Consider the following 21,213-nt stretch of genomic DNA (forward strand, 5'->3'; position numbering starts at 1 on the left):
ACTGCCCAACCACCACCGCCTTTCCGTGTCTGCCGCGCGTCGCAGCAGAGAAGCGAGATTATGCAGACTCGCACTCACATCGTCAACAGGTTTTTTACTTCCACCAACCTGTCGCACATCGTGCAAAGCCCCGCCATTGCTGGCGCTCCCGCCTTCCGCACTCCGTTCAACCCAGCCTCACATGAAGGCTCACCGAAGCGCGAAAGACGGCGATTCTAGCGACTCGACTCCACCCGTGCAAGCGGTATTTGAAAACGCTGTTATCGATGCTTGAACACCGGTTTGCGTTTCTCGAGGAACGCAGCCATTCCTTCTTTCTGATCCTCGGTCGAGAACAGCGAGTGAAACAGGCGACGCTCGAAACGCACGCCTTCGGCCAAGGTCGTTTCATAAGCGGCGTTAACCGATTCCTTCACCATCATCACCACTTGCAGAGGAAACTCCGCAATCGTCGCGGCCGCTGCGAGTGCCTCGTCGAGCAGCGCCGCCGCCGGGACGACGCGCGACACCAGTCCCGCGCGCTCGGCTTCATTCGCATCCATGAAACGGGCCGTCAGGCACATGTCCATCGCTTTCGCCTTCGAAACAGCACGCGGCAATCGCTGCGTTCCGCCGGCGCCCGGCATGATGCCTAGCTTGATCTCCGGTTGACCGAACTTCGCGGTGTCGGCCGCGATGATGATGTCGCACAACATCGCCAGTTCACACCCGCCACCCAACGCAAATCCTGCTACCGCGGCAATGACCGGTTTGCGGATTTGCCGCACCGCCTCCCAATTTCGCGTGATGTAGTCGCTCTTGTACGCATCCATATAAGAGTAATTCGACATCAACGAGATATCGGCCCCTGCAGCAAACGCCTTTTCGCTGCCGGTGACGACCATTGCTCCAACGTTGTCGTCGGAGTCAAACACGCGAAGTGCTTCACCCAGTTCGTCGATCAACGCGTCGTTTAGCGCATTAAGCGCCTTCGGTCGATTCAGCGTGATGAGACCGACCCGGCCCCTGGTCTCGACCAGAATGTTTTCGTACGTCATGAATCCTCCATGGTTTACCGGGCGCACGCGAAATCCTTTCGCGTACCGCACCAACAATGCTACCATTCACCGACCAGCCGGTCGGTGAATTATTCAGCGGGATCTTTCTAACCTGTTCAGCATCCCTTCTGCCATGAACCATCCGCTATTCAGCAAACACGAAGACACCCTGCATAAGGCGCTAGACGCGATCGAAACGCGCGGCTTCTGGAGCCCGTTCGCCGAAATGCCTAGTCCCAAAGTGTACGGGGAATCGGCCAACGCCGAAGGTGAAGCGGCCTTTCGCGCCCACCTGAACCGAACCTTCGAAATTGACCAGCCGGCCAACGGCAACACCGTCGGCTCCGAGGCGTCGCCGTTCGGCCTTCCACTCGGCATCCGATACCCGCAGGCCAACCCGGCTGCACTGATCGACGCCGCAGCGATCGCACAGCGCGCGTGGCGCGACGCGGGCCCAACCGCGTGGATCGGCGTGAGCCTGGAAATTCTCGCGCGCCTCAATCGCGCGAGCTTCGAGATCGGCTACGCGGTCATGCACACCACCGGTCAGGCATTCATGATGGCCTTTCAGGCAGGCGGCCCACATGCGCAGGATCGCGCGCTCGAAGCCGTCGCATACGCATGGGACCAACTCCGTCGCATTCCGGCAAACGCCCATTGGGAAAAGCCGCAAGGCAAAAACCCTCCGCTCGCGATGCGCAAGCACTTCACGGTCGTGCCGCGCGGCACCGGTCTCGTGCTCGGCTGCTGCACGTTTCCGACATGGAACGGCTACCCGGGCCTGTTCGCCGATCTCGCGACCGGCAATACGGTCATCGTCAAGCCGCATCCGGGCGCGATCCTGCCGCTCGCCATTACGGTTCGTATCGCCCGTGAGGTGCTGCGCGAGGCAGGCTTCGATCCGAACGTCGTCACGCTGCTTGCGACCGGGCCGAACGACGGCGAACAGGTTCAGCAACTTGCATTGCGCCCGGAGATCAAGCTGATCGACTTCACCGGCAGCACGCAGAACGGCACCTGGCTCGAACGCCATGCTCATCAGGCGCATGTGTTCACCGAGAAGGCCGGTGTCAACCAGATCGTGATCGATTCAGTCGACGACATCCAGGCGGCCGCACGCAACATCGCGTTCTCGCTCGCGTTGTACTCAGGCCAGATGTGCACCGCTCCGCAAAATATCTACGTACCGCGGAGCGGCATCCAGACCGCGCAAGGCGCCATGCCCTTCGACGCCGTCGCGCAAGCGTTGGCCACCGCCGTCGAAAAAATGCTGGCCGACCCGGCAAAAGCGGTCGAATTGCTGGGCGCCATTCAGAACGATGGTGTCATGCAACGCATCGACGCGGCGCGCAAGCTCGGCCGCATTCTGGTGGATAGCCGTGCGATCGCGCACCCCGCATTCGCCAATGCGCGTGTGCGCACGCCACTCGTTCTACAACTCGACGCCGCTACCGATACAGCCCAATTCACGCAGGAGTGGTTTGGACCCGTCTCATTCGTCATCGCAACCGACTCCACTGGTCAGTCGCTCGATCTCGCCGCGCGCACTGCGGCCGAACATGGCGCATTGACGCTCTCCGTCTACAGCACGGACGATTCGGTAATCGAAGCCGCGCACGAAGCATCGCTGCGCGGTGGCGTCGCGCTATCGATCAATCTGACGGGCAGCGTGTTCGTCAATCAGTCGGCTGCGTTCTCCGACTTCCACGGTACCGGGGCAAACCCCGCGGCCAATGCGGCGCTGACCGATGCGGCGTTTGTTGCGAATCGATTCCGTATCGTTCAAAGCCGTATGCATGTTGAACCCAAAACGGTCGCTGCGTAAGTCGGCCGAAAGGCATATGTCCGTCTGGCCGACTGTCGCCGAACGGCGCGGCGCTCTAACATGCATCAAAGTGAGTTCGCGACCGAACGCCTGCAGGATCTGACCGCAGCTCGCTCAGCGCGCGGACCGGCAGCGATGTCGTTCCATAGCACTCAGTATCCGCAGCAGCACAAGGGCAAGCACAAGGAGCCGACCGATGGCAAACGAAGCGATCCGCGTGGTCACCGATTCAACGAGCCGCGTCGTGACGATCACATTGAACCGTCCCGACAAGCTCAACAGCTTCACCCGCGCGATGCACGAAGAACTCGCGGCCGCGCTCGACGAAGTCGAAGCCGCCGGCGCCCGCGCGCTTGTCATCACCGGCGCCGGCCGCGGCTTTTGCGCGGGTCAGGATCTCGCGGACCTCGACTTCACGCCCGGCGCAATGACCGATCCCGGCGACGTGATCGACCGGCAATTCAACCCGCTGATTCGCCGCATCCAGTCGTTGCCGCTGCCGGTCATTGCGGCTGTCAACGGCACTGCCGCGGGCGCCGGCGCGAATCTCGCGTTGGCGTGCGACATCGTGCTGGCCTCGCGCTCGGCAAGCTTCATTCAGGCGTTCGTGAAAATCGGCCTCGTGCCGGATTCCGGCGGCACGTGGTTTCTGCCGCGACGCGTCGGCATGGCGCGTGCGCTCGGCCTTGCGCTCACCGGCGACAAGTTGAGCGCGGAAAAAGCGGAAAGCTGGGGACTCGTCTGGCAGGTCGTCGACGATGAAGCCTTGCCGGCCACAGCATCGAAACTGGCCATGCAACTGGCCCAACAGCCGACGCAAGCGATCGCGGCCATCAAACTGGCCATGCGAACGAGCATGACGCAAACGCTCGACGAGCAGCTCGATCTCGAGCGCGACTTGCAACGCAAGCTGGGCGCGTCGCACGACTACGCGGAAGGAGTGCGCGCATTTGTTGAAAAACGCACCCCGCACTTTGAGGGCCGCTGACATGTCGACACAACCGGAACACAGCGCGTCGATGGCCGCCGATGAACTCGCGCGCGCGACAGCCGCTTCAATGCTCGAAGCCGACGCATGCAGTCGCGCACTCGGCCTCGAGTTGCTGGAAGTCCGCGCGGGCTACGCTCGCATGCAAATGCAGGTGCGTGCGGATTTCCTGAACGGTCACCACATCTGCCACGGCGGACTCATCTTCACGCTCGCCGATTCCACTTTCGCGTTCGCGTGCAACTCACGCAACATCAACACCGTCGCGTCCGGCTGCTCGATCGAATTTCTACGCGCGGTGCACGGCGGAGAAACGTTGACCGCGGAAGCCGTCGAACAATCGCTAACGGGCCGCACCGGGATCTACGACATTCGCGTCACCAATCGCGCGAACGAGACCGTCGCCATGTTTCGCGGCAAATCCGCGCAAATCAAGGGCGCTGTAATTCCGTCGTACGGGTGACGGCGAACCTGCTCATTGCCCCGCTCGTTTCAGGCGGCTGGCCGAACCGCGTGCGCACCGCACCGCATCCTGTTCAAATAAACCCGGAGGAGAAATACGATGCCTGCCTCGCTCCTGCTCGAGCCGATCGAAACGGCGAGCCGCGACGAGCTTGCCGCGCTGCAGCTCGATCGGCTGCGATGGTCGCTCTCGCATGCGTACGACAACTCGCCGGTATATCGACGCAAGTTCGACGAGACCGGCGTCCATCCGGCCGAGCTGAAGACACTCGCGGATCTATCGCGCTTTCCGTTCACGACAAAGCAGGACCTGCGGGATAACTATCCGTTCGGTCTCTTTGCTGTGCCTCACGAACGCATCGCACGAATTCACGCGTCATCGGGCACGACCGGCAAGCCGACCGTCGTCGGCTACACCGCGCGCGACATCGATACATGGGCGTCACTCGTCGCACGCTCGATTCGCGCCGCGGGCGCGCGGCCCGGCGACAAGGTTCACGTCAGCTACGGGTATGGTCTCTTCACCGGCGGGCTTGGCGCGCATTACGGCGCCGAACGCGCGGGCCTGACGGTGATCCCCTTCGGCGGCGGCCAGACGGAAAAGCAGGCGCAACTAATCCAGGACTTTTGTCCCGACATCATCATGGTGACGCCCAGCTACATGCTGGCAATCGCCGACGAACTCGAGCGGCAAGGTGTGAATCCCGCGCGTTGCTCGCTGCGCGTCGGCATTTTCGGCGCCGAGCCGTGGACCAACGATATGCGCCGCGCTATCGAGGCGCGAATGGGCATCGATGCCGTGGACATTTACGGCCTCTCCGAAGTGATGGGACCGGGCGTCGCGTCGGAATGCGTCGAAACCAAGGACGGGCCGACGATCTGGGAAGATCATTTCTACCCCGAGATCGTCGACCCGGACACCGGCGAAGTGCTGCCCGACGGTGAACCGGGCGAACTCGTGCTCACGTCCTTGACAAAGGAAGCGCTGCCCATCATCCGTTATCGAACCCGCGACCTGACGCGCCTCTTGCCCGGCAGCGCACGCACCATGCGCCGAATGGAGAAAATCACGGGCCGCTGCGACGACATGATGATCGTGCGCGGCGTCAATGTGTTCCCGACGCAGATCGAGGCGTTGCTGCTCGGGCAGCACGCACTCGCGCCGCACTATCAGATTGTGCTGACGAAGGAAGGACCGCTCGACGTGATGACGGTCCACGTCGAACCCCGCGTCGAGACCGCGTGTGACATAGCGGCGCTGACCACCGCAAGAGAGGCGCTCGCTTACGACATCAAGGCGCTGATCGGCGTGACGGCCGTCGTCAGCGTGCTGCCGGTCAATGGTATCGAACGCTCGGTGGGCAAGGCGAGACGCGTGATCGACAAACGCAGGAGCGGCGGCTGAAACGGCGATTATGTTCACGTTCACGGCCGCACACAAACACACATAATCCGCCCCCGCAAACCTCACGAATTCGGCAACAACACCCACATCCGCCCGGTCTGCTTCATCTTGCCGGCCAGATCGCCGGCGTCGTCGCCGAGTCCCCAGAAGTAGTCGGCTCGCACCCCACCTTTGATCGCCGTTCCCGTGTCCTGTGCAAATACGAGGCGATTCATCGGCGCATTGGTCATCGGCCGGGTGGTCTGCAGGAACACCGGCGTGCCGAGCGGAATCGACGATGGATCCACCGCAATCGAGCGCTCCGGCGTGAGCGGCACGCCAAGCGCGCCGATCGGACCGTCCGCGCCGCCGCCCGGCGCCGGCTCGGTTGAGGCCATCTCGCGGAAAAACACAAACCGCGGGTTCGTATCGAGCAACGCGTCAACGCGCGTCGGATTCGCGCGCGCCCACGCCTTGATGCCCTGCATCGTCGCCTGAGCGGGCGTGACCTCGCCATGGTCCAGCAACCAGCGGCCAATCGACCGGTAGGGCTGATTGTTCGTGCCGCCGAAACCGACGCGCATCACGCTGCCATCTTCCATCGTGATGCGCCCCGACCCCTGCACCTGCAGGAAGAAAGCTTCGATCGGATCGTCGACCCACACGAGTTCGTCGCCGTCCAGCACGCCGGAGCGCTCGAGCTGCGCGCGCGCCGGCAACGCCGCACCCGCGCGATATCCCGACGGCCAGCGATACAGCGCTGTCTGATAGACGCCATGACGCGTGCGCGAACCACGCAGCAACGGCTCGTAGTAGCCGGTCACGAGTCCGTCGAGCGTGCCGTCGCTGTTCGCGAGCTGGAAAGGGGTGAAGTAGGTTTCAAAGAAGGTTCGCGCGCCGGCCACGTCGAGATCGTCGATCTGCTCGGCCGCTACGCATACTCGCTGCCAGTTCGGCTGACGCGCGAGCCTCACGCAGTTTTGCCGCAACGCGGCCGTCGCGCCGATCAGCGAATCGTCGTTCCAGCCCGGCAGCTGCTGCCACGCGACCGCCGTCAGCCGCGCGGCCGCAATCTGCCCCGGAATGATCGCCGCACCGCTCGGCGGATTGGCGGACGGACGCACTGTCCCGCGTCCGCCGCACGCGGCAAGGATCGCCGCCATCGAAACTGTCGCCGCCCACAGCGCGGCGCGCCGGACAAACCGCATACAATGTTCGTTCTTGATGGAAACCGCCATGTCTGATCTGCTCGACGAATATCCGATGCTCATCTTTGCGCTGGAGTCATTTCTGGCGCTGTTCCTGCTCGTCTTCATCGTGGTGTGGACCGCGTCCGGCAAAAAGAAAACAGCAAAGGAACAATTGCTGAAACAACAGGCGCAACAGGCGCAGCAGAACGCCCAGCAAACGCAAGCGCCCGCGCAGCAGCCGCCGCGCCGCGGATAGCCGGCGAGGCCCGCCGCAAGAATTTCAGGGGAATTGCGCGCCGCTTCAATGCAGCGTGCGCGGCATGCGCAATACGAATTCGGGCACCGGCGCTTCGAACCGCTCGCCGTCTTCCGCCACGCAGAAATACTCGCCCCGCATCGTACCGACAGGGGTCGCAATCACCGCCCAGCTCGTGTATTCGAATTGCTCGCCCGGCTTGAGAAGCGGCTGATGCCCAACCACGCCCAACCCTTTCACTTCCTGAACGTGGTTTTCACTATCTGTAATCACCCAGTGGCGGGCAATCAGTTGTGCGGGCGCCTGACCGGTATTGCGGATTGTCAGCGTGTAAGCGAACGCATATTGCCGGCGTTCCGGATCCGACTCTTCGGTCAGGTAACGCACCTGCGAAGACACGCTGAATTGATACTGGCTCATCCTGATTTGCCTGATTCCAAAGTGGTGCGGCCCGCGCCGAGCCTCGCCTGTCGCGCCTCACACGAGATCGTGCGAGCGCCGATGCAAAACCCGTATCAAACCGTCCGCCAGCGACCGCGACAGCACGGGACGCATTGATGAGGGGCTGTGCATGATGACTTGGCATTCTGCTTGATGAAACGCACGCCCGCAACCGCGCTGGCCATCCGGACAAGGTTTCCAACGGATGTGACGTTAAAATAACGCTTCTCGCGCAACCGTCCGGCCTCCGTCATGACGAAATTCCATATCGCCCCCAGCATCCTGTCCGCCGATTTCTCGCGGCTCGGTGAAGAAGTCCGTAACGTGGTCGCAGCCGGCGCCGACTGGATCCACTTCGACGTGATGGACAACCATTACGTGCCCAACCTGACCATCGGCCCGCTCGTCTGCGAAGCGATCCGCCCGCACACGCAGGTGCCGATCGACGTGCATCTGATGGTGAAGCCGGTCGACCGCATCGTGCCGGACTTCGCGAAAGCCGGCGCGAATGTGATCAGCTTCCACCCGGAAGCGTCCGATCATATCGACCGCACGCTCACGCTGATTCGCGATCACGGCTGCAAGGCCGGCCTCGTGTTCAACCCGGCCACCTCGCTCAATTACCTCGACCATGTGATGGACCGCGTCGATCTCGTGCTGATCATGTCGGTCAATCCGGGCTTCGGCGGGCAGTCGTTCATCCCTGAAGCGCTCAACAAACTGCGCGAAGCGCGCACGCGCATCAACGCGTACCGCGAGAAAACCGGCCGCGAGATTCATCTGGAAGTGGACGGCGGCGTGAAAATCGACAATATCGCGGAAATCGCGGCCGCCGGTGCGGACTCGTTCGTCGCCGGGTCGGCGATTTTCGGCCATCCCGATTACAAGACCATCATCGGCCAGATGCGCAACGCCCTCGCGAACATCGAGCACTGAACATGACGACGACGCCTCCTCGCTACGCCGCCCCGGTTCTGTCGGCGCCGCGCATTGCCGCGGCGATCATCGACCTCGACGGCACGATGGTCGATACCGCCGACGATTTCACCGCGGGCCTGAACGGCATGCTCGCGCAACTCGACGCGGAAGAAACCTCGCGCGAGGAAGTGATCGACTATGTCGGCAAGGGCTCGGAGCATCTGATTCGCAGTGTGCTCGCGCCGCGCTTTGCGGCCGACCACGCGCAGGAGCGTTTCGACGAGGCTCTCGCAATCTACCAGGCGGAGTACGCGAAGATCAACGGGTCGCACACGCGGCTTTACCCGGACGTCGAAGCGGGCCTCGCGGCGCTGCGCGATGCGGGGCTCAAGCTCGCCTGCGTCACCAACAAGCCGCACCGCTTCGCGGTCGAACTGCTCAAGCAATACAAGCTCTTCCCGCTCTTTAGCGTCGTGATCGGCGGTGACAGCGTTGGGAAGAAGAAGCCCGATCCGCTGCCGATGCTCGCCGCGTGCGACGCGATGCAGGTGTCGCCGCAGGCCGCCATCGCGATCGGCGATTCGGAGAACGACGCGCTCGCGGGCCGCGCGGCCGGCATGGCGACGCTCACGCTGCCGTACGGCTACAACCATGACCAGGCTGTACAAACAATCAGATCGGATGGTATAGTTTCCACGCTGCTGGAGGCCGCCAAGGTCATCGCAGCACATAATCAGGCGAAACCCGAGGCGAAACCCGAGGCGAAACTCGACGCGAAGTCTGCGGTATCGCGGTCAGCCTGAACCCTCACCGACCCAACAGTCCATCTTCATGTTTCTGAACAAAAAACGGAGTCTGAGCAGCATCGACCGGGGAGCATGGCCCTGGCGTCGCTGGTCGCGCTAACCTCTCACTGAGGTTCGCTGGAGCTTGCCTTCAGCATCGTTTTTTAGTTCGCTGCGCATCGTGCGCTTTCCGGTTCCTAGGTTGCCGCCGAGTTTGTTGTTTATCTCCGGCTGGCTCCCCAGTTGCGTTGCTTCACGTGGGCTGTCGTGTACGTGGTGTACATTCGCGGTCCATGCTGAACGCAGATACGCATTGCCGGGAAAGCGCGCGTCGGTCGCATTCAACGCTTCGCACATCGAGCCCGACCGGCTGCGCAACGCCCCGCTTTGTCCGACGGCCGTCCGGGCCGCACGCATGAACAGGATCGGAACATGACCGAACTCGAATTCCAGTCTCTCGCGAACGAGGGCTACAACCGCATTCCGCTGATCGCCGAAGCACTCGCGGATCTCGAAACGCCGCTGTCGCTGTACCTGAAGCTCGCGCAAGCCGAGCGCAACGGCGCCAACTCATTCCTGCTCGAATCGGTGGTGGGCGGCGAGCGCTTCGGGCGCTACTCGTTTATCGGCCTGCCGGCACGCACGCTGGTGCGCACGCGCAGCGGCGTGTCGGAAGTCGTGAAGGACGGCAAGGTCGTCGAAACGCACGAAGGCGATCCGCTCGATTTCATCCAGCAGTTCCAGAAGCGCTTCAAGGTTGCGCAGCGCCCGGGGCTGCCGCGCTTCGCGGGCGGTCTGGCCGGTTATTTCGGCTACGACGCGGTGCGCTATATGGAAAAGAAGCTCGCGCACTCCGCGCCGCCGGACGATCTGAACCTGCCGGACATCCAGTTGCTGCTGACCGAGGAAGTCGCGGTAATCGACAACCTCGCCGGCAAGCTATACCTCGTCGTCTACGTCGATCCGGCCGCGCCTGAAGCGTACACGCGCGGCAAACAGCGGCTGCGCGAACTGCGCCAGCGGCTGCGCGTGTCGGTGCAGCCGCCGGTTACGTCGGCGAGCGTGCGTACCGATATCTATCGCGAGTTCAAGAAGGACGACTATCTCGCCGCCGTGCGCAAAGCGAAGGAATACATCGCCGCCGGCGAGTTGATGCAGGTGCAGGTCGGCCAGCGTCTGATCAAACCCTATCGCGACAATCCGCTTTCGCTTTACCGCGCGCTGCGTTCGCTGAACCCGTCGCCGTATATGTACTTCTATAACTTCGGCGACTTCCACGTGGTCGGCTCGTCGCCGGAAATTCTGGTGCGTCAGGAAAAGCGCGGCGAAGACCGGATGGTCACCATTCGCCCGCTCGCCGGCACGCGCCCGCGCGGCAACACGCCCGAGCGCGACGCCGAACTCGCGACCGAACTGCTGAACGACCCGAAGGAAATCGCCGAGCATGTGATGCTGATCGACCTCGCGCGCAACGACGTCGGCCGCATCGCGCAAATCGGCTCGGTGGTGGTCACCGACAAGATGGCGATCGAGAAGTACTCGCACGTGCAGCACATCGTGAGCTCGGTCGAAGGCAAGCTGAAGCCGGGCATCACGAACTTCGACGTGCTGCGCGCGACGTTCCCCGCCGGCACGCTGTCCGGCGCGCCGAAGGTGCGCGCGCTGGAGCTGATCGACGAACTGGAGCCGGTCAAGCGCGGGCTGTATGGCGGCGCGGTCGGCTACCTGTCCTTCACCGGCGACATGGATCTCGCCATCGCGATCCGCACCGGCGTGATCAGCAACGGCAATCTGTATGTGCAGGCCGCAGCGGGTGTCGTCGCCGACTCGGTGCCCGAATCCGAATGGCAGGAGACCGAGAACAAGGCGCGTGCAGTGCTGCGCGCCGCCGAGCAGGTGCAAGACGGCCTCGATAGCGACTTCTGACCGGAGAAAGACCATGCTGCTGATGATCGACAACTACGACTCGTTCACCTATAACCTGGTCCAGTACTTCGGCGAACTCGGCGAAGACGTGCGGACCTATCGCAACGACGAAATCACACTCGACGAAATCACCAAACTGAGCCCGGAGCGCATTTGCCTGTCGCCGGGCCCGAGCAACCCGCAGAACGCGGGCATCACGCTCGACGTGCTGCGCGAATTCTCCGGCAAGATTCCGATTTTCGGCGTGTGCCTCGGCCATCAGGCAATCGGCGAGGCGTTCGGCGGCCGCGTCGTGCGCGCGCAGAGCATCATGCACGGCAAGGTGAGCCAGATCGAAACCGACTGCAAAGGCGTATTCGCCGACCTGCCGAAGCACTTCACGGTTACGCGCTACCACTCGCTTGCGATCGAGCGCGAATCGCTGCCGGATTGTCTCGAGGTGTCGGCGTGGACGCCCGATGGCGAAATCATGGGCGTGCGCCACAAGACACTCGCGGTGGAAGGCGTGCAGTTCCATCCGGAATCGATCCTGTCGGAACAGGGTCATGCGCTGCTCGAAAACTTCATCAAACAATCGAAACACGCCGGCGCGCCGCGCGATGCCTAAAACAACAACATCAGTGGAGGCGACATGATCACGCCGCAAGAAGCGCTACAGCGCACGATCGAGCATCGCGAGATCTTTCACGATGAAATGCTGCATCTGATGCGGCTCATCATGCGCGGCGAGTTGTCGCCGGCGGAGACGGCGGCGATCCTCACCGGCTTGCGCGTGAAGAAGGAAACGATCGGTGAAATTGCCGCGGCCGCGACCGTGATGCGCGAGTTCGCGCGCCACGTCGAGGTGCCGGACAGCTCGAATTTCGTCGATATCGTCGGCACCGGCGGCGACGGCGCGCATACGTTCAATATCTCGACCGCGACGATGTTCGTCGCCGCGGGCGCCGGCGCGAAAGTCGCGAAGCACGGCAATCGCGGTGTATCGAGCAAGTCAGGCAGCGCGGACGTGCTCGAGGCGCTCGGCGTCAATATCGACTTGCAGCCGGAGCAGGTCGCCACATCCATCGCCGAAACCGGCATGGGCTTCATGTTCGCGCCGAACCACCATCCGGCGATGAAGAACGTGCAGGCGGTGCGCCGCGAGCTGGGCGTGCGCACGATTTTCAACATCCTCGGCCCGCTGACCAATCCGGCGGGCGCGCCGAACCAGTTGCAAGGCGTGTTTCATCCGGACCTCGTCGGCATTCAGGTACGCGTGATGCAACGGCTCGGGGCGAAGCACGTGCTCGTCGTGTATGGCAAGGACGGTATGGACGAGGTGTCGCTCGGCGCGGCGACGCTCGTCGGCGAGCTGCGCGACGGCGAAGTGTACGAGTACGAGATTCATCCGGAGGACTTCGGCATGCAGATGGTGTCGAACCGCACGCTGAAAGTGGCCGATGCGGCGGCTTCCAAAGTGATGCTGCTCGAAGCGCTCGACAACAAGCCGGGCGTCGCGCGCGAGATCGTCGTGCTCAATGCGGGCACCGCGCTGTATGCGGCAAACGTGGTGGCGTCGATCGCAAGCGGCATCGAGCTTGCGCGCGAAACCATCGCGAGCGGCCGCGCGCGCGCAAAAGTCGACCAGCTGGTGCGTTTCACGCAGCAATTCAAGTCATGATTTTCGTATCGGAACGGCTATGAGCGATATTCTCGAACGCATCATCGACGTCAAGCGCGCGGAAGTGCGCGCCGCCGAGCAGAGCGTGCCGCTCGAGGCACTGCGCCTCGAAGCGTCGGCGCGCGATCACCGCGATTTCGTCGGCGCGTTGCGCGCGAAGCATGCGGCAGGCAAACCGGCGGTGATCGCCGAAGTGAAGAAAGCGAGCCCGTCGAAAGGCGTGATTCGCGAGCATTTCGTGCCGGCCGAGATCGCGCATTCGTATGCACAGCACGGTGCGGCGTGTTTGTCGGTGCTCACCGACGTGCAGTTCTTCAAGGGCAGTGTCGCGTATCTGGAAGAGGCGCGCGCTGCCTGTGACTTGCCGGTGCTGCGCAAGGATTTCATCATCGACCCGTATCAGATCGTCGAAGCGCGCGCGATGGGCGCCGACGCGATCCTGCTGATCGCCGCCGCGCTCGACACGTCGCAGATGCAGGAGCTCGAGGCGTTCGCGCATTCGCTCGGGCTCGCGGTGCTCGTCGAAGTGCACGACAAGAACGAACTCGTCGAAGCGCTCACGTTGAAGACGCCGCTGATCGGCATCAACAATCGCAATCTGCGCACGTTCGAGACGTCGCTCGAGACGACGATCGGCATGCTCGAGATGATTCCGGACGAGCGGATCGTCGTCACTGAATCGGGCATTCTGTCGCGCGTCGACGTCGAACGGCTGCGTGCGCTGGAGGTCAATACGTTTCTGGTCGGCGAGGCGTTCATGCGGGCGGAAGAGCCGGGCGTCGAACTCGCGAAGATGTTCTTCTGACGCGTTGGCGCGTGCCGGTTGTGCCGGTTGTGCCGGTTGTGCCGGTTGTGCGGTTGTGCCGGTGGTTGGCCGGTGGTTGGCCGCTGGTTGGCCGCCGGCCTTGCCGCTAATCTTGCCGCTGGTTCGCCCCCGCTTTCCCCCGGCTTCGCAAACCAACGTAACGACCGTCGCTGCAACCGAAACACGGAGTCAAGATGGGTATCGAACGCGAAATCAAGCTCGCGCTGCCAGCCGACCAGGTCGACGCGGCCACGCAATGGTTCACCACTCGCACCGGTCATCCCGGCAAGCCGATCGCGCTCGACAATCTGTATTTCGACACGCCGGCGTTGACCCTCGCCCGCTCGAAGAGCGCACTGCGGCTGCGCCGCACTCCGGACGGCTGGCTGCAAACGTTCAAGACCATCGGCCACGCACAATCCGGCATGCATAGCCGGCACGAATGGGAGATTCCGGTCGCGGGCCCGGCGCTCGAAATCGACGCGCTGCTGGCCGTCTGCGACGACGCGCAAGCCGCGACGGCACTGCGCGACGCCGCGCCAAAACTGATCGAACTGTTCCGCACGAATTTCACGCGCACGCTGTGGCCGGTTACGCGAGACGGCGCCGAAATCGAAGCTGCGGTGGACCGCGGCGAGATCGTCGCAGAGGTGGACGGTATAACGCGCCGCGCGCCGATCTGCGAAGTCGAACTGGAGTTGAAACACGGCGACGAGGCCGCGTTGCACGCATTGACGTCCGAGTTGACGTCGAGCGTACGCGGCCTCGCGCCGGACGATATCAGTAAAGCGGAGCGCGGGTATCGGCTGCGCGAGCGCGATGCGGGACAAGCGTAGCGCTTGAGGCTTGAGCCGTACCGCATTAGCTGCGACACTCTTCGGCCATGACCTCCGCTACCCGCTCCCGCTCCGCTTCGTCGACGCAAGGCCAAGGCTCGCTATTCGGCGAAGACGCACTAGCGTCGACACAAGCCTCGACCGCCGGCACATCGGCTCCCGATGCAACGGCGTCCAACAACGCCGCTGCCCCGCCCTCACTCGAATCCCAGTTCGACGCACTGCCGCCCGCATGGCGCGCGCATCTGCGGCCGTTCATCGAGAGCGACGCTTACGCGTCGCTATGCCGTTTCGTCGATGGCGAACGGGCGGCCGGCAAGACCGTCTACCCGGCCGACGTATTCCGTGCGTTGCGCCTGACGAGTCCCGCGGACGTAAAAGTCGTGATCCTCGGCCAGGATCCATACCACGGCGAAGACCGCGGCACGCCGCAGGCACACGGCCTCGCGTTCTCGGTGCCGCCGGCAGTGCGGCCGCCGCCGTCGCTGCGCAATATCTTCAAGGAAATCGCCGCGAGTCTCGGCTATGCGTCCCCGGCGCATGGGTGTCTCGATGCGTGGGCCAAACAGGGCGTGCTGCTGCTGAACACGGTGCTGACCGTCGAGCGCAATCAGGCGGCGAGTCACGCGAAGCGCGGCTGGGAGAAATGCACGGACACGCTGATTCACGAACTTGCCGTGCGCCATGAAGGGCTCGTGTTCATGCTGTGGGGATCGCATGCGCAGGCCAAGCGTGCGCTGCTTGGCGGCAAACAGCATTGCGTGCTGGAGGCTCCGCATCCGTCGCCGCTTTCGGCGCATCGCGGATTTCTCGGCTGCCGGCACTTCGCGCTAGCGAACGAATATCTCGAAGCGCACAGCCGCGCGCCAATCGACTGGCGGCTGCCGGATGAAGCGCAGGTGCTCGCCTGACATGCACGCCTGTTGAACCGGCGAGCGGGCGAGCGGGCGAGCGGGCGAGCGGGCGAGCGGGCGAGCGGGCGAGCGGGCAAATGATCAAACAATGGCCCGCGGCGCTCCGCTCACAAACACAAAAAAGCGCCGCGGAATCGTGTTCCGCGGCGCTTGCGTCCGGAGGCGAGACAAAGGGTGTCGCCTCACTTCCTGAACATCGTGTGAAAGCTCACTGGCTTACGTGCAGTCAGGCGTTTCACGCATCCGTTCGTTTGTCGTTACCTTTCCTGCGTTGTCGGCAGACACCGCTTACGCAGCAGCGGAAGCCGTGCTCGCCGCAGCCGCCGCGATCGCGTCACGCGCGCCGGCCAGCGCCGCTGCTGCCGCGTCGGCGCCCATATTCAGGCCTTCCGCATAGATGAACGTGACGTCGGTCATGCCGAGGAAGCTGAGGAACGTCGTCAGATAAGGCGTCTGCGAGTCGCCCGGCGTGCCCGCATACTTGCCGCCGCGGGCCGACACGACATACACCTTCTTCCCCGTCACGAGGCCTTGCGGGCCGGTCGGGCCGTACTTGAACGTGACGCCGGCGCGCGCGATGAAGTCGAAATACGTCTTCAGTTGCGACGAGATGCCGAAGTTGTACAGCGGCGCGCCGAGCACGACGATATCGGCGGCCTGCAGTTCGGCGACCAGCGCGTCGCTGCGCGCGGCGATTGCCTGCTGCTCCGGCGTGCGCTGATCGGCCGGGGTGAAGAATGCGCCGAGCACGCTGTCGTCGAGGTGCGGCAGAGCATCGCTATACAGATCGCGGACGACGACACGCGCGCCCGGATTCGACTGTTGCAGCTTTTCGGTCAGTTCGTTGGACAACAGCGTCGATTGAGCGCCTTGCGAGCGGGCTGCGGAATTAATCTGAAGGATCGTGGTCATTGTGTGGCTCCAGTTGGGGCGCGCAGCGTTGCGCGAGTGGGAGCCATTCTGAATTCTCATCGACCGATGAAAAAGTAGTGCCGCGGCGACGGATTGTTGCAGCAGTGGAACAATGGCCTTGATAGCCCGGACGCGTGGACGCGGCGACGCCGGGGCGCGGAAACGGGATTGTGCCGGCGCACCCAGACGCCCCTGCAAGCGATGTCGCCGCCATACGGCTCGGCTTGACGTTGTGGCAACGGCCCGGCGGCTGATTGCGTAGAGTCCAATGCGACGACGCAAGCAACTGCCGCGCACAACGACTGCGCGCTTACAGCTTGTGCAGCCACGACTACAAGGCAAAGCAGCAGCCGGGCGCCGCCCTCAGTTCCCGAGCCAGCGCGCGCGCCAACCGCGCGAAGCGGCGGAACCGCTACCGCCCTTATCCGCTTTCGCCGCTTTCGCCGGTTTACCCAATCCAGCCGGTTTGCCCGCTTTCCCGACCTTCCCGGACTGACCACCCGAAGCCGTCTTCACGCTCAGCGTGTAGCGCAACACCTCCGGCTCATCCAGCTTCAATTGCACGACGCGCAGTTCATCGCGCCGGAACGCATGCGCTTCGACCTTCGCGCCCGGCACATAACGCCCAAGTAGCGCATCCAGATTCGTTCCGGTCACGCGCAGGCCGTCGAGCGCAATAAGCACATCACCAGCGGACAACCCCGCCTTCTGCGCAGCGCCGCCCTCATAGACCACGGCCAGCGCGCAGTCCGCGCCGCCGCGCACGCGCGCGCCGATCGACGGCTTGCCGTTCTTCCCCGCATCCGGCACGAGCTCGATGCCGGCAGGCGCGAGCAGCGCCGCGAGCGGCAGATCGCGCGTGCCGTGCACGCCGTTCGCGAAGAGCTCCGCCAGATCGGCGCCCGTCGCTTCGGCAAACAGCGCCTCGACATCACGCTCTTCGACGCCCACCGGCTTGCCCCGGTAAAAATCACGTCCGTAGCGCTGCCACAGCAGACGCATCACGTCGTCGAGCGAGCGGCGATGCCCGGTCTGCGCACGAATCGTCAGATCGAATGCGAGCGCGACCAGCGAGCCCTTCGTGTAATAGCTGACGATCGCATTCGTCGCGTTCTCGTCCTGCCGGTAATACTTCACCCACGCATCGAACGAGCTTTCGGCGACGCTCTGCTTCAGGCGCCCGCTGCCGCGCAGCACGCTGCCGACTGTCTTGCCGACCATCGTCAGATAATCGTCTTCGCTGATCACGCCGGCGCGCACGAGGATCAGGTCGTCGTAATACGACGTGAAGCCCTCGAACAGCCACAGCAGCGACGTATAGTTCTCGCGCGTCAGGTCATACGGAGCGAACGCGGCCGGCTTGATGCGCTTCACGTTCCACGTATGGAAGTATTCGTGGCTGCACAAGCCGAGATACGTGCGGTAACCGTCGGTCGTCTCCGCACGGCCGGCCACCGGCAGATCGGTGCGATTGCAGATCAGCGCGGTCGACGCGCGATGCTCGAGACCGCCGTAGCCGTCGCTGACCGCTTGCGTCATAAACACGTAGCGCTCGACCGGCGCCTTCTTCGACTTCGGCTCGAACAGCGCAATCTGCGCTTCGCAGATCCGTTTCAGATCGGCCGCGAGGCGCGGCATGTCGAGCCCGACCACGCGCCCCGCAATCACGATGTCGTGCGGCACGCCGTGCGCCTTGAAGGTCGCGAGCTCGAATTCGCCGAGCGTGACCGGGTGGTCGATCAGCTCATCGTAGTTGCGCGCCGCGTACTCGCCGAAGCCGTAGCGCTTCGTGCCGCGCGCCTCCGGCAGCGCGGTCGCGACGCGCCACGCGCGGTACGCGGCGCCATCGGGCTTGCGGATATCGACCACGCATTGCGCGTCCTCATGGCCCAATACCGCGAGAAACATGCTCGCACCGTTGAAGAAGCCAACCGTGTCATCCAGATGCGCGGCCCGCACCGACATATCCCATGCGTACACTTCGTAGCGCAAGGTCAGCGCACCCTTCACCGGCGCGGCGAGCCACGTGTGCTTGTCGGTCTTCTCGATGCGCACCTTGCGGCCCGTATCGTTGAACGCGCGCAGCGTGACGATATTGCGCTCGAATTCGCGCACCATGTAGCTGCCCGGAATCCACACCGGCAGCATGAAGCGCTGGCCGTCGGGATCAGGCTGCGCCACCGTGACGGCGACTTCGAAAAGATGCGCGGCGGCATGCTTCGGGACAATGGTGTAGCGGATCGGCTTCATCGGCGGGACGGTCGGGCAATGGTGCGGATGTTATTGGAATCTTCGGAGCGGCTTGAGTGGCTTTAGTGAATCGAGCGGCCTGATCGCTAACGTCGCGGAGCAACGTCACAAGCGCCATTGCGGGCAACCTCGCGGTAACCAGCAAAACGGCCGACAGGCAAAAGTAACCGCGCGCAACCGCGCGCCCATCGGCCGCCTGCGCAACGCGCTCAGTGAACGGCTGCCAGTTCCTTGTCGAGCTGATCGGCAGGCACCGCTCCGGGCAAACGCCGGCCGTCCGCGAGGAACACTGTCGGCGTGCCGCTGACGTTCATGGCCTGGCCCAGCGCCAGATTCTTGTCGATCGCGGCGGTATCGCACGTGCCGGCCGCGGTCGGCACATGGCGATCCTGCATCCATGCTTCCCATGCCTTCGCGCGATCGGCCGAACACCAGATCGACTTCGACTTCACCGCCGAATCCGGCGACAGCACCGGATACAGGAACGTGTACACCGTGATGTTGTCGACCGACTTCAGCGTGTTCTCGAGCTGCTTGCAATACGGACAGTTCGGGTCGGAGAACACCGCGATCTTGCGGCTGCCGTCGCCTTTCACCACTTTCACCGCATTCGCGAACGGCAGGCTCGAGAAGTCGATCCGGTTCAGATCGGCCAGACGCGCCTCGGTGACGTTCTTGCGCGTCTTCGCATCGACAATGTCGCCGAGCACCAGATAGTCGCCGTTCGCGTCGGAATAGAGAATCTGCGTGCCGAGATTCACCTCGTAGAGCCCGGCGATCGGCGACTTCGACACGCCCTTGATCGCGACATCGGCGCCAAGGCGCGACTGCAGCGTGGACTTCAGCTTGTCGGTGGTCTGGTCGGCCTGCGCCGAGCAACCGAGTGTGACCGCCGCGGCCGTCAGCGCGAGCGCGGCTATGCGAATACGTTTCTTCATCACTGAACTCCCTGGTTCGATGCCGTCATTGCACCCGAGGCGAACGACGGTCGCGTGCGCGGTGGCACACGCTATTCGTGCTGTCGAGACCGGCGCCTGCACGCACATACCGGAACATACAGGCGCCTTTCATCGTCGATGTTGATGCAGTTTGCCACGCTGCCGGGCCGCGCGCCCGCTTGCCCGGCGTCCGCCCGTCCAGCCGCCGGCCGGCGGGGCAACGTGCGCGCCGCGTCAGCCGAGCGCGGCCGACACCAGCCAGCGCTTGATCAACGGCTGCGCGCCGACCAGCGCCATCCCCGCATTGCGCATCGCGCGCGCGACGAACCCCGGCACCGCGAAAAGCCGTTGCAGTCCGTCGGTAGCGATCATCAGCGCGCGGATATCCTCGCTGCGCGAACGCTCGTAGCGGCGCAGCAGCACCATGTCGCCGAGATCGCGGAATGCCTCTTTCGTCGCGATCACATCGGCCAGCGACGCGACGTCGCGCAGCCCCAGATTCATGCCCTGCCCGGCCAGCGGGTGGATCAGATGCGCGGCATCGCCGACCAGCACGACACGCGGCGCGGCGAGCCGATCGACGGTCTGCAGCGCGAGCGGAAAACCCTTGGCCGGCGTCACGCATTCGAGCGCGCCGAGCGCGCCCATCGTCACGCGCTCGACTTCCGCGGCAAGACGCGCGGGCGCAAGCGCCATCAATTCTTCAGCGTGATCGGTTTGCGCGGACCAAACGAGCGACACATGGCCGTCGGGCAGCGGCAGCAACGCAATAATCTCGCCGTCGCGAAACCACTGGTACGCGGTCTCGCCATGCGGGCGCTCCGCCTTGAAGTTCGCGACTACGCCGGTTTGCCGGTAATCGCGCCGCTCGGCCTTCGAGCCGATCTGCGCGCGGACCCACGAATGCGCGCCGTCCGCGCCGACCACGAGATCCGCTTCGAGCACGTTGCCGTCCGCGAGACCGATCGTCGCGCCGCGCGGCGCTACGTCAAGGCCTTGCGCACGCGTGTCGAGCCAGGTGAGGTTCGGCTGGAAGCGCAGCGCGGCATCGAGCGCCTGTTCGATCAACGACGATTCCGCAATCCACGCGAGTTGCGGCACGGACGCCTGGAACGCCGAGAAGTGCAGTTCCGCATGCGCGTCGCCGTAGACACGCATGTCGTAGACCGGCGACAGCCGCGATGTATCGAGCGCCTGCCAGACGCGCAGGCGTTCGAGCAGCGCCTGCGAACTCGAGGACAGCGCATAGACGCGTGAGTCGAATACCGCATCCGGCGCAAGCGGCGCGCAGTGCTGGGCGAGCAGCGCGACGCGCAGGCCGGTCTGCGTCAGCGCGAGCGCAGCCGTCTTGCCGACGAGGCCGCCGCCGATCACGACGGCGTCGAAGGTCTGGTGGTGTGCGTTCATGCGGGCATTATAGCCGCGCGGGGTAGCCGCACAGGCGCGCCGGGCGCGGCACAAACGCCCATGCGGCTGTGCGCGATGCCGGAGCCGGCCGTCATGCCGCAAGCCGGGAACGCGCGCCCCGACAGGGTTACAATTGCGGTTTTCCGTGCCCGCCTCTGTCCGCCGGACGGCGTCCCGTTCGAAGCGGTGCGGTCCGGCGTCGGCGCGCCGCGCCGATCCGCGCGGGTCGTCCGTGTGCATCTGCATCCATGCAGACGCGTAGTGCACGCCGCGCAAACG

At 64.0% G+C, this 21,213-nt stretch carries 20 protein-coding genes; 13 read left to right on the plus strand and 7 right to left on the minus strand.

What is annotated here, in order from left to right; translation table 11 throughout:
- Window positions 1-260 precede the first annotated feature (260 nt).
- Complete coding sequence (locus HV675_RS19485) at window positions 261-1,037, minus strand: enoyl-CoA hydratase (RefSeq protein ID WP_175112702.1); 777 nt, start codon at window positions 1,035-1,037, stop codon at window positions 261-263.
- 133 nt (window positions 1,038-1,170) lie between these two features.
- Between HV675_RS19485 and paaN the strand changes: the two genes are divergently transcribed.
- The 4 genes from paaN (at window position 1,171) to paaK (ending at window position 5,717) form a co-directional block, all read left to right on the plus strand.
- On the plus strand, window positions 1,171-2,862 hold the full coding sequence (gene paaN, locus HV675_RS19490; protein WP_175112705.1) for a phenylacetic acid degradation protein PaaN: 1,692 nt from the start codon (window positions 1,171-1,173) through the stop codon (window positions 2,860-2,862).
- Between the two features lie 196 nt (window positions 2,863-3,058).
- Window positions 3,059-3,850: a 2-(1,2-epoxy-1,2-dihydrophenyl)acetyl-CoA isomerase PaaG gene (gene paaG / locus HV675_RS19495; RefSeq protein ID WP_175112707.1), complete on the plus strand. Its 792-nt coding sequence runs from the start codon at window positions 3,059-3,061 to the stop codon at window positions 3,848-3,850.
- Window position 3,851: 1 nt separating this feature from the next.
- The gene (gene paaI, locus HV675_RS19500; RefSeq protein WP_175112709.1) at window positions 3,852-4,313 is read left to right on the plus strand and encodes a hydroxyphenylacetyl-CoA thioesterase PaaI; all 462 of its coding nucleotides are present in this window, start codon (window positions 3,852-3,854) and stop codon (window positions 4,311-4,313) included.
- 99 nt (window positions 4,314-4,412) lie between these two features.
- Window positions 4,413-5,717: a phenylacetate--CoA ligase PaaK gene (paaK, locus tag HV675_RS19505; RefSeq protein ID WP_175112711.1), complete on the plus strand. Its 1,305-nt coding sequence runs from the start codon at window positions 4,413-4,415 to the stop codon at window positions 5,715-5,717.
- A gap of 62 nt (window positions 5,718-5,779) precedes the next feature.
- On the opposite strand, the gene mltA is transcribed toward paaK, so the two are convergent.
- Window positions 5,780-7,012 carry a murein transglycosylase A gene (gene mltA / locus HV675_RS19510; protein WP_175112713.1) on the minus strand — a complete coding sequence of 411 codons (1,233 nt, stop codon included), beginning with the start codon at window positions 7,010-7,012 and terminating at the stop codon, window positions 5,780-5,782.
- On the opposite strand from mltA, the gene HV675_RS19515 reads away from it, so the two are divergent.
- On the plus strand, window positions 6,921-7,142 hold the full coding sequence (locus tag HV675_RS19515) for a hypothetical protein (protein ID WP_343056817.1): 222 nt from the start codon (window positions 6,921-6,923) through the stop codon (window positions 7,140-7,142). The two genes, mltA and HV675_RS19515, sit on opposite strands and share 92 nt — an antisense overlap.
- A gap of 45 nt (window positions 7,143-7,187) precedes the next feature.
- Here the strand turns inward: HV675_RS19515 and apaG are convergent, their stop codons facing one another.
- The gene (gene apaG / locus HV675_RS19520; RefSeq protein ID WP_175112717.1) at window positions 7,188-7,562 is read right to left on the minus strand and encodes a Co2+/Mg2+ efflux protein ApaG; all 375 of its coding nucleotides are present in this window, start codon (window positions 7,560-7,562) and stop codon (window positions 7,188-7,190) included.
- A gap of 273 nt (window positions 7,563-7,835) precedes the next feature.
- On the opposite strand from apaG, the gene rpe reads away from it, so the two are divergent.
- The 8 genes from rpe (at window position 7,836) to HV675_RS19560 (ending at window position 15,424) form a co-directional block, all read left to right on the plus strand.
- Window positions 7,836-8,519 carry a ribulose-phosphate 3-epimerase gene (rpe, locus tag HV675_RS19525; protein ID WP_175112719.1) on the plus strand — a complete coding sequence of 228 codons (684 nt, stop codon included), beginning with the start codon at window positions 7,836-7,838 and terminating at the stop codon, window positions 8,517-8,519.
- A gap of 2 nt (window positions 8,520-8,521) precedes the next feature.
- Entirely contained in the window at window positions 8,522-9,304 is a 783-nt protein-coding gene (locus HV675_RS19530; protein WP_175112721.1) for a phosphoglycolate phosphatase, read from the plus strand.
- A 414-nt stretch (window positions 9,305-9,718) separates the two neighbouring features.
- Window positions 9,719-11,212 (plus strand): anthranilate synthase component I, encoded by a 1,494-nt coding sequence (gene trpE / locus HV675_RS19535; protein WP_175112723.1) that lies wholly within the window; start codon window positions 9,719-9,721, stop codon window positions 11,210-11,212.
- A 13-nt stretch (window positions 11,213-11,225) separates the two neighbouring features.
- Window positions 11,226-11,819: an aminodeoxychorismate/anthranilate synthase component II gene (locus HV675_RS19540; RefSeq protein WP_175112725.1), complete on the plus strand. Its 594-nt coding sequence runs from the start codon at window positions 11,226-11,228 to the stop codon at window positions 11,817-11,819.
- Between the two features lie 24 nt (window positions 11,820-11,843).
- Complete coding sequence (gene trpD / locus HV675_RS19545) at window positions 11,844-12,872, plus strand: anthranilate phosphoribosyltransferase (protein ID WP_175112727.1); 1,029 nt, start codon at window positions 11,844-11,846, stop codon at window positions 12,870-12,872.
- 19 nt (window positions 12,873-12,891) lie between these two features.
- Window positions 12,892-13,677 carry an indole-3-glycerol phosphate synthase TrpC gene (trpC, locus tag HV675_RS19550; RefSeq protein WP_175112729.1) on the plus strand — a complete coding sequence of 262 codons (786 nt, stop codon included), beginning with the start codon at window positions 12,892-12,894 and terminating at the stop codon, window positions 13,675-13,677.
- Between the two features lie 194 nt (window positions 13,678-13,871).
- On the plus strand, window positions 13,872-14,513 hold the full coding sequence (locus HV675_RS19555) for a CYTH domain-containing protein (RefSeq protein ID WP_175112731.1): 642 nt from the start codon (window positions 13,872-13,874) through the stop codon (window positions 14,511-14,513).
- Window positions 14,514-14,560: 47 nt separating this feature from the next.
- On the plus strand, window positions 14,561-15,424 hold the full coding sequence (locus HV675_RS19560; protein WP_175112733.1) for a uracil-DNA glycosylase: 864 nt from the start codon (window positions 14,561-14,563) through the stop codon (window positions 15,422-15,424).
- Between the two features lie 291 nt (window positions 15,425-15,715).
- Here the strand turns inward: HV675_RS19560 and HV675_RS19565 are convergent, their stop codons facing one another.
- The 4 genes from HV675_RS19565 to HV675_RS19580 form a co-directional block, all read right to left on the minus strand.
- Window positions 15,716-16,339, minus strand: coding sequence for an FMN-dependent NADH-azoreductase (locus HV675_RS19565; RefSeq protein WP_175112735.1), 624 nt, complete (start codon window positions 16,337-16,339; stop codon window positions 15,716-15,718).
- A gap of 363 nt (window positions 16,340-16,702) precedes the next feature.
- Window positions 16,703-18,589 carry a M61 family metallopeptidase gene (locus HV675_RS19570; RefSeq protein ID WP_175112737.1) on the minus strand — a complete coding sequence of 629 codons (1,887 nt, stop codon included), beginning with the start codon at window positions 18,587-18,589 and terminating at the stop codon, window positions 16,703-16,705.
- A 209-nt stretch (window positions 18,590-18,798) separates the two neighbouring features.
- Window positions 18,799-19,527: a DsbC family protein gene (locus tag HV675_RS19575; protein ID WP_175112739.1), complete on the minus strand. Its 729-nt coding sequence runs from the start codon at window positions 19,525-19,527 to the stop codon at window positions 18,799-18,801.
- A 234-nt stretch (window positions 19,528-19,761) separates the two neighbouring features.
- Window positions 19,762-20,934 (minus strand): UbiH/UbiF family hydroxylase, encoded by a 1,173-nt coding sequence (locus HV675_RS19580; RefSeq protein WP_175112740.1) that lies wholly within the window; start codon window positions 20,932-20,934, stop codon window positions 19,762-19,764.
- Window positions 20,935-21,213 lie beyond the last annotated feature (279 nt).

The organism is Paraburkholderia solisilvae (assembly GCF_902859875.1).
Taxonomy (GTDB): domain Bacteria; phylum Pseudomonadota; class Gammaproteobacteria; order Burkholderiales; family Burkholderiaceae; genus Paraburkholderia; species Paraburkholderia solisilvae.

Bases quoted from the DNA above. Each gene is read 5' to 3' on its own strand.
- HV675_RS19485 (WP_175112702.1), bottom strand. From the start codon at position 1,037: ATGACGTACGAAAACATTCTGGTCGAGACCAGGGGCCGGGTCGGTCTC.
- paaN (WP_175112705.1), top strand. From the start codon at position 1,171: ATGAACCATCCGCTATTCAGCAAACACGAAGACACCCTGCATAAGGCG.
- paaG (WP_175112707.1), top strand. From the start codon at position 3,059: ATGGCAAACGAAGCGATCCGCGTGGTCACCGATTCAACGAGCCGCGTC.
- paaI (WP_175112709.1), top strand. From the start codon at position 3,852: ATGTCGACACAACCGGAACACAGCGCGTCGATGGCCGCCGATGAACTC.
- paaK (WP_175112711.1), top strand. From the start codon at position 4,413: ATGCCTGCCTCGCTCCTGCTCGAGCCGATCGAAACGGCGAGCCGCGAC.
- HV675_RS19515 (WP_343056817.1), top strand. From the start codon at position 6,921: ATGGAAACCGCCATGTCTGATCTGCTCGACGAATATCCGATGCTCATC.
- mltA (WP_175112713.1), bottom strand. From the start codon at position 7,012: ATGAAGACGAGCAGGAACAGCGCCAGAAATGACTCCAGCGCAAAGATG.
- apaG (WP_175112717.1), bottom strand. From the start codon at position 7,562: ATGAGCCAGTATCAATTCAGCGTGTCTTCGCAGGTGCGTTACCTGACC.
- rpe (WP_175112719.1), top strand. From the start codon at position 7,836: ATGACGAAATTCCATATCGCCCCCAGCATCCTGTCCGCCGATTTCTCG.
- HV675_RS19530 (WP_175112721.1), top strand. From the start codon at position 8,522: ATGACGACGACGCCTCCTCGCTACGCCGCCCCGGTTCTGTCGGCGCCG.
- trpE (WP_175112723.1), top strand. From the start codon at position 9,719: ATGACCGAACTCGAATTCCAGTCTCTCGCGAACGAGGGCTACAACCGC.
- HV675_RS19540 (WP_175112725.1), top strand. From the start codon at position 11,226: ATGCTGCTGATGATCGACAACTACGACTCGTTCACCTATAACCTGGTC.
- trpD (WP_175112727.1), top strand. From the start codon at position 11,844: ATGATCACGCCGCAAGAAGCGCTACAGCGCACGATCGAGCATCGCGAG.
- trpC (WP_175112729.1), top strand. From the start codon at position 12,892: ATGAGCGATATTCTCGAACGCATCATCGACGTCAAGCGCGCGGAAGTG.
- HV675_RS19555 (WP_175112731.1), top strand. From the start codon at position 13,872: ATGGGTATCGAACGCGAAATCAAGCTCGCGCTGCCAGCCGACCAGGTC.
- HV675_RS19560 (WP_175112733.1), top strand. From the start codon at position 14,561: ATGACCTCCGCTACCCGCTCCCGCTCCGCTTCGTCGACGCAAGGCCAA.
- HV675_RS19565 (WP_175112735.1), bottom strand. From the start codon at position 16,339: ATGACCACGATCCTTCAGATTAATTCCGCAGCCCGCTCGCAAGGCGCT.
- HV675_RS19570 (WP_175112737.1), bottom strand. From the start codon at position 18,589: ATGAAGCCGATCCGCTACACCATTGTCCCGAAGCATGCCGCCGCGCAT.
- HV675_RS19575 (WP_175112739.1), bottom strand. From the start codon at position 19,527: ATGAAGAAACGTATTCGCATAGCCGCGCTCGCGCTGACGGCCGCGGCG.
- HV675_RS19580 (WP_175112740.1), bottom strand. From the start codon at position 20,934: ATGAACGCACACCACCAGACCTTCGACGCCGTCGTGATCGGCGGCGGC.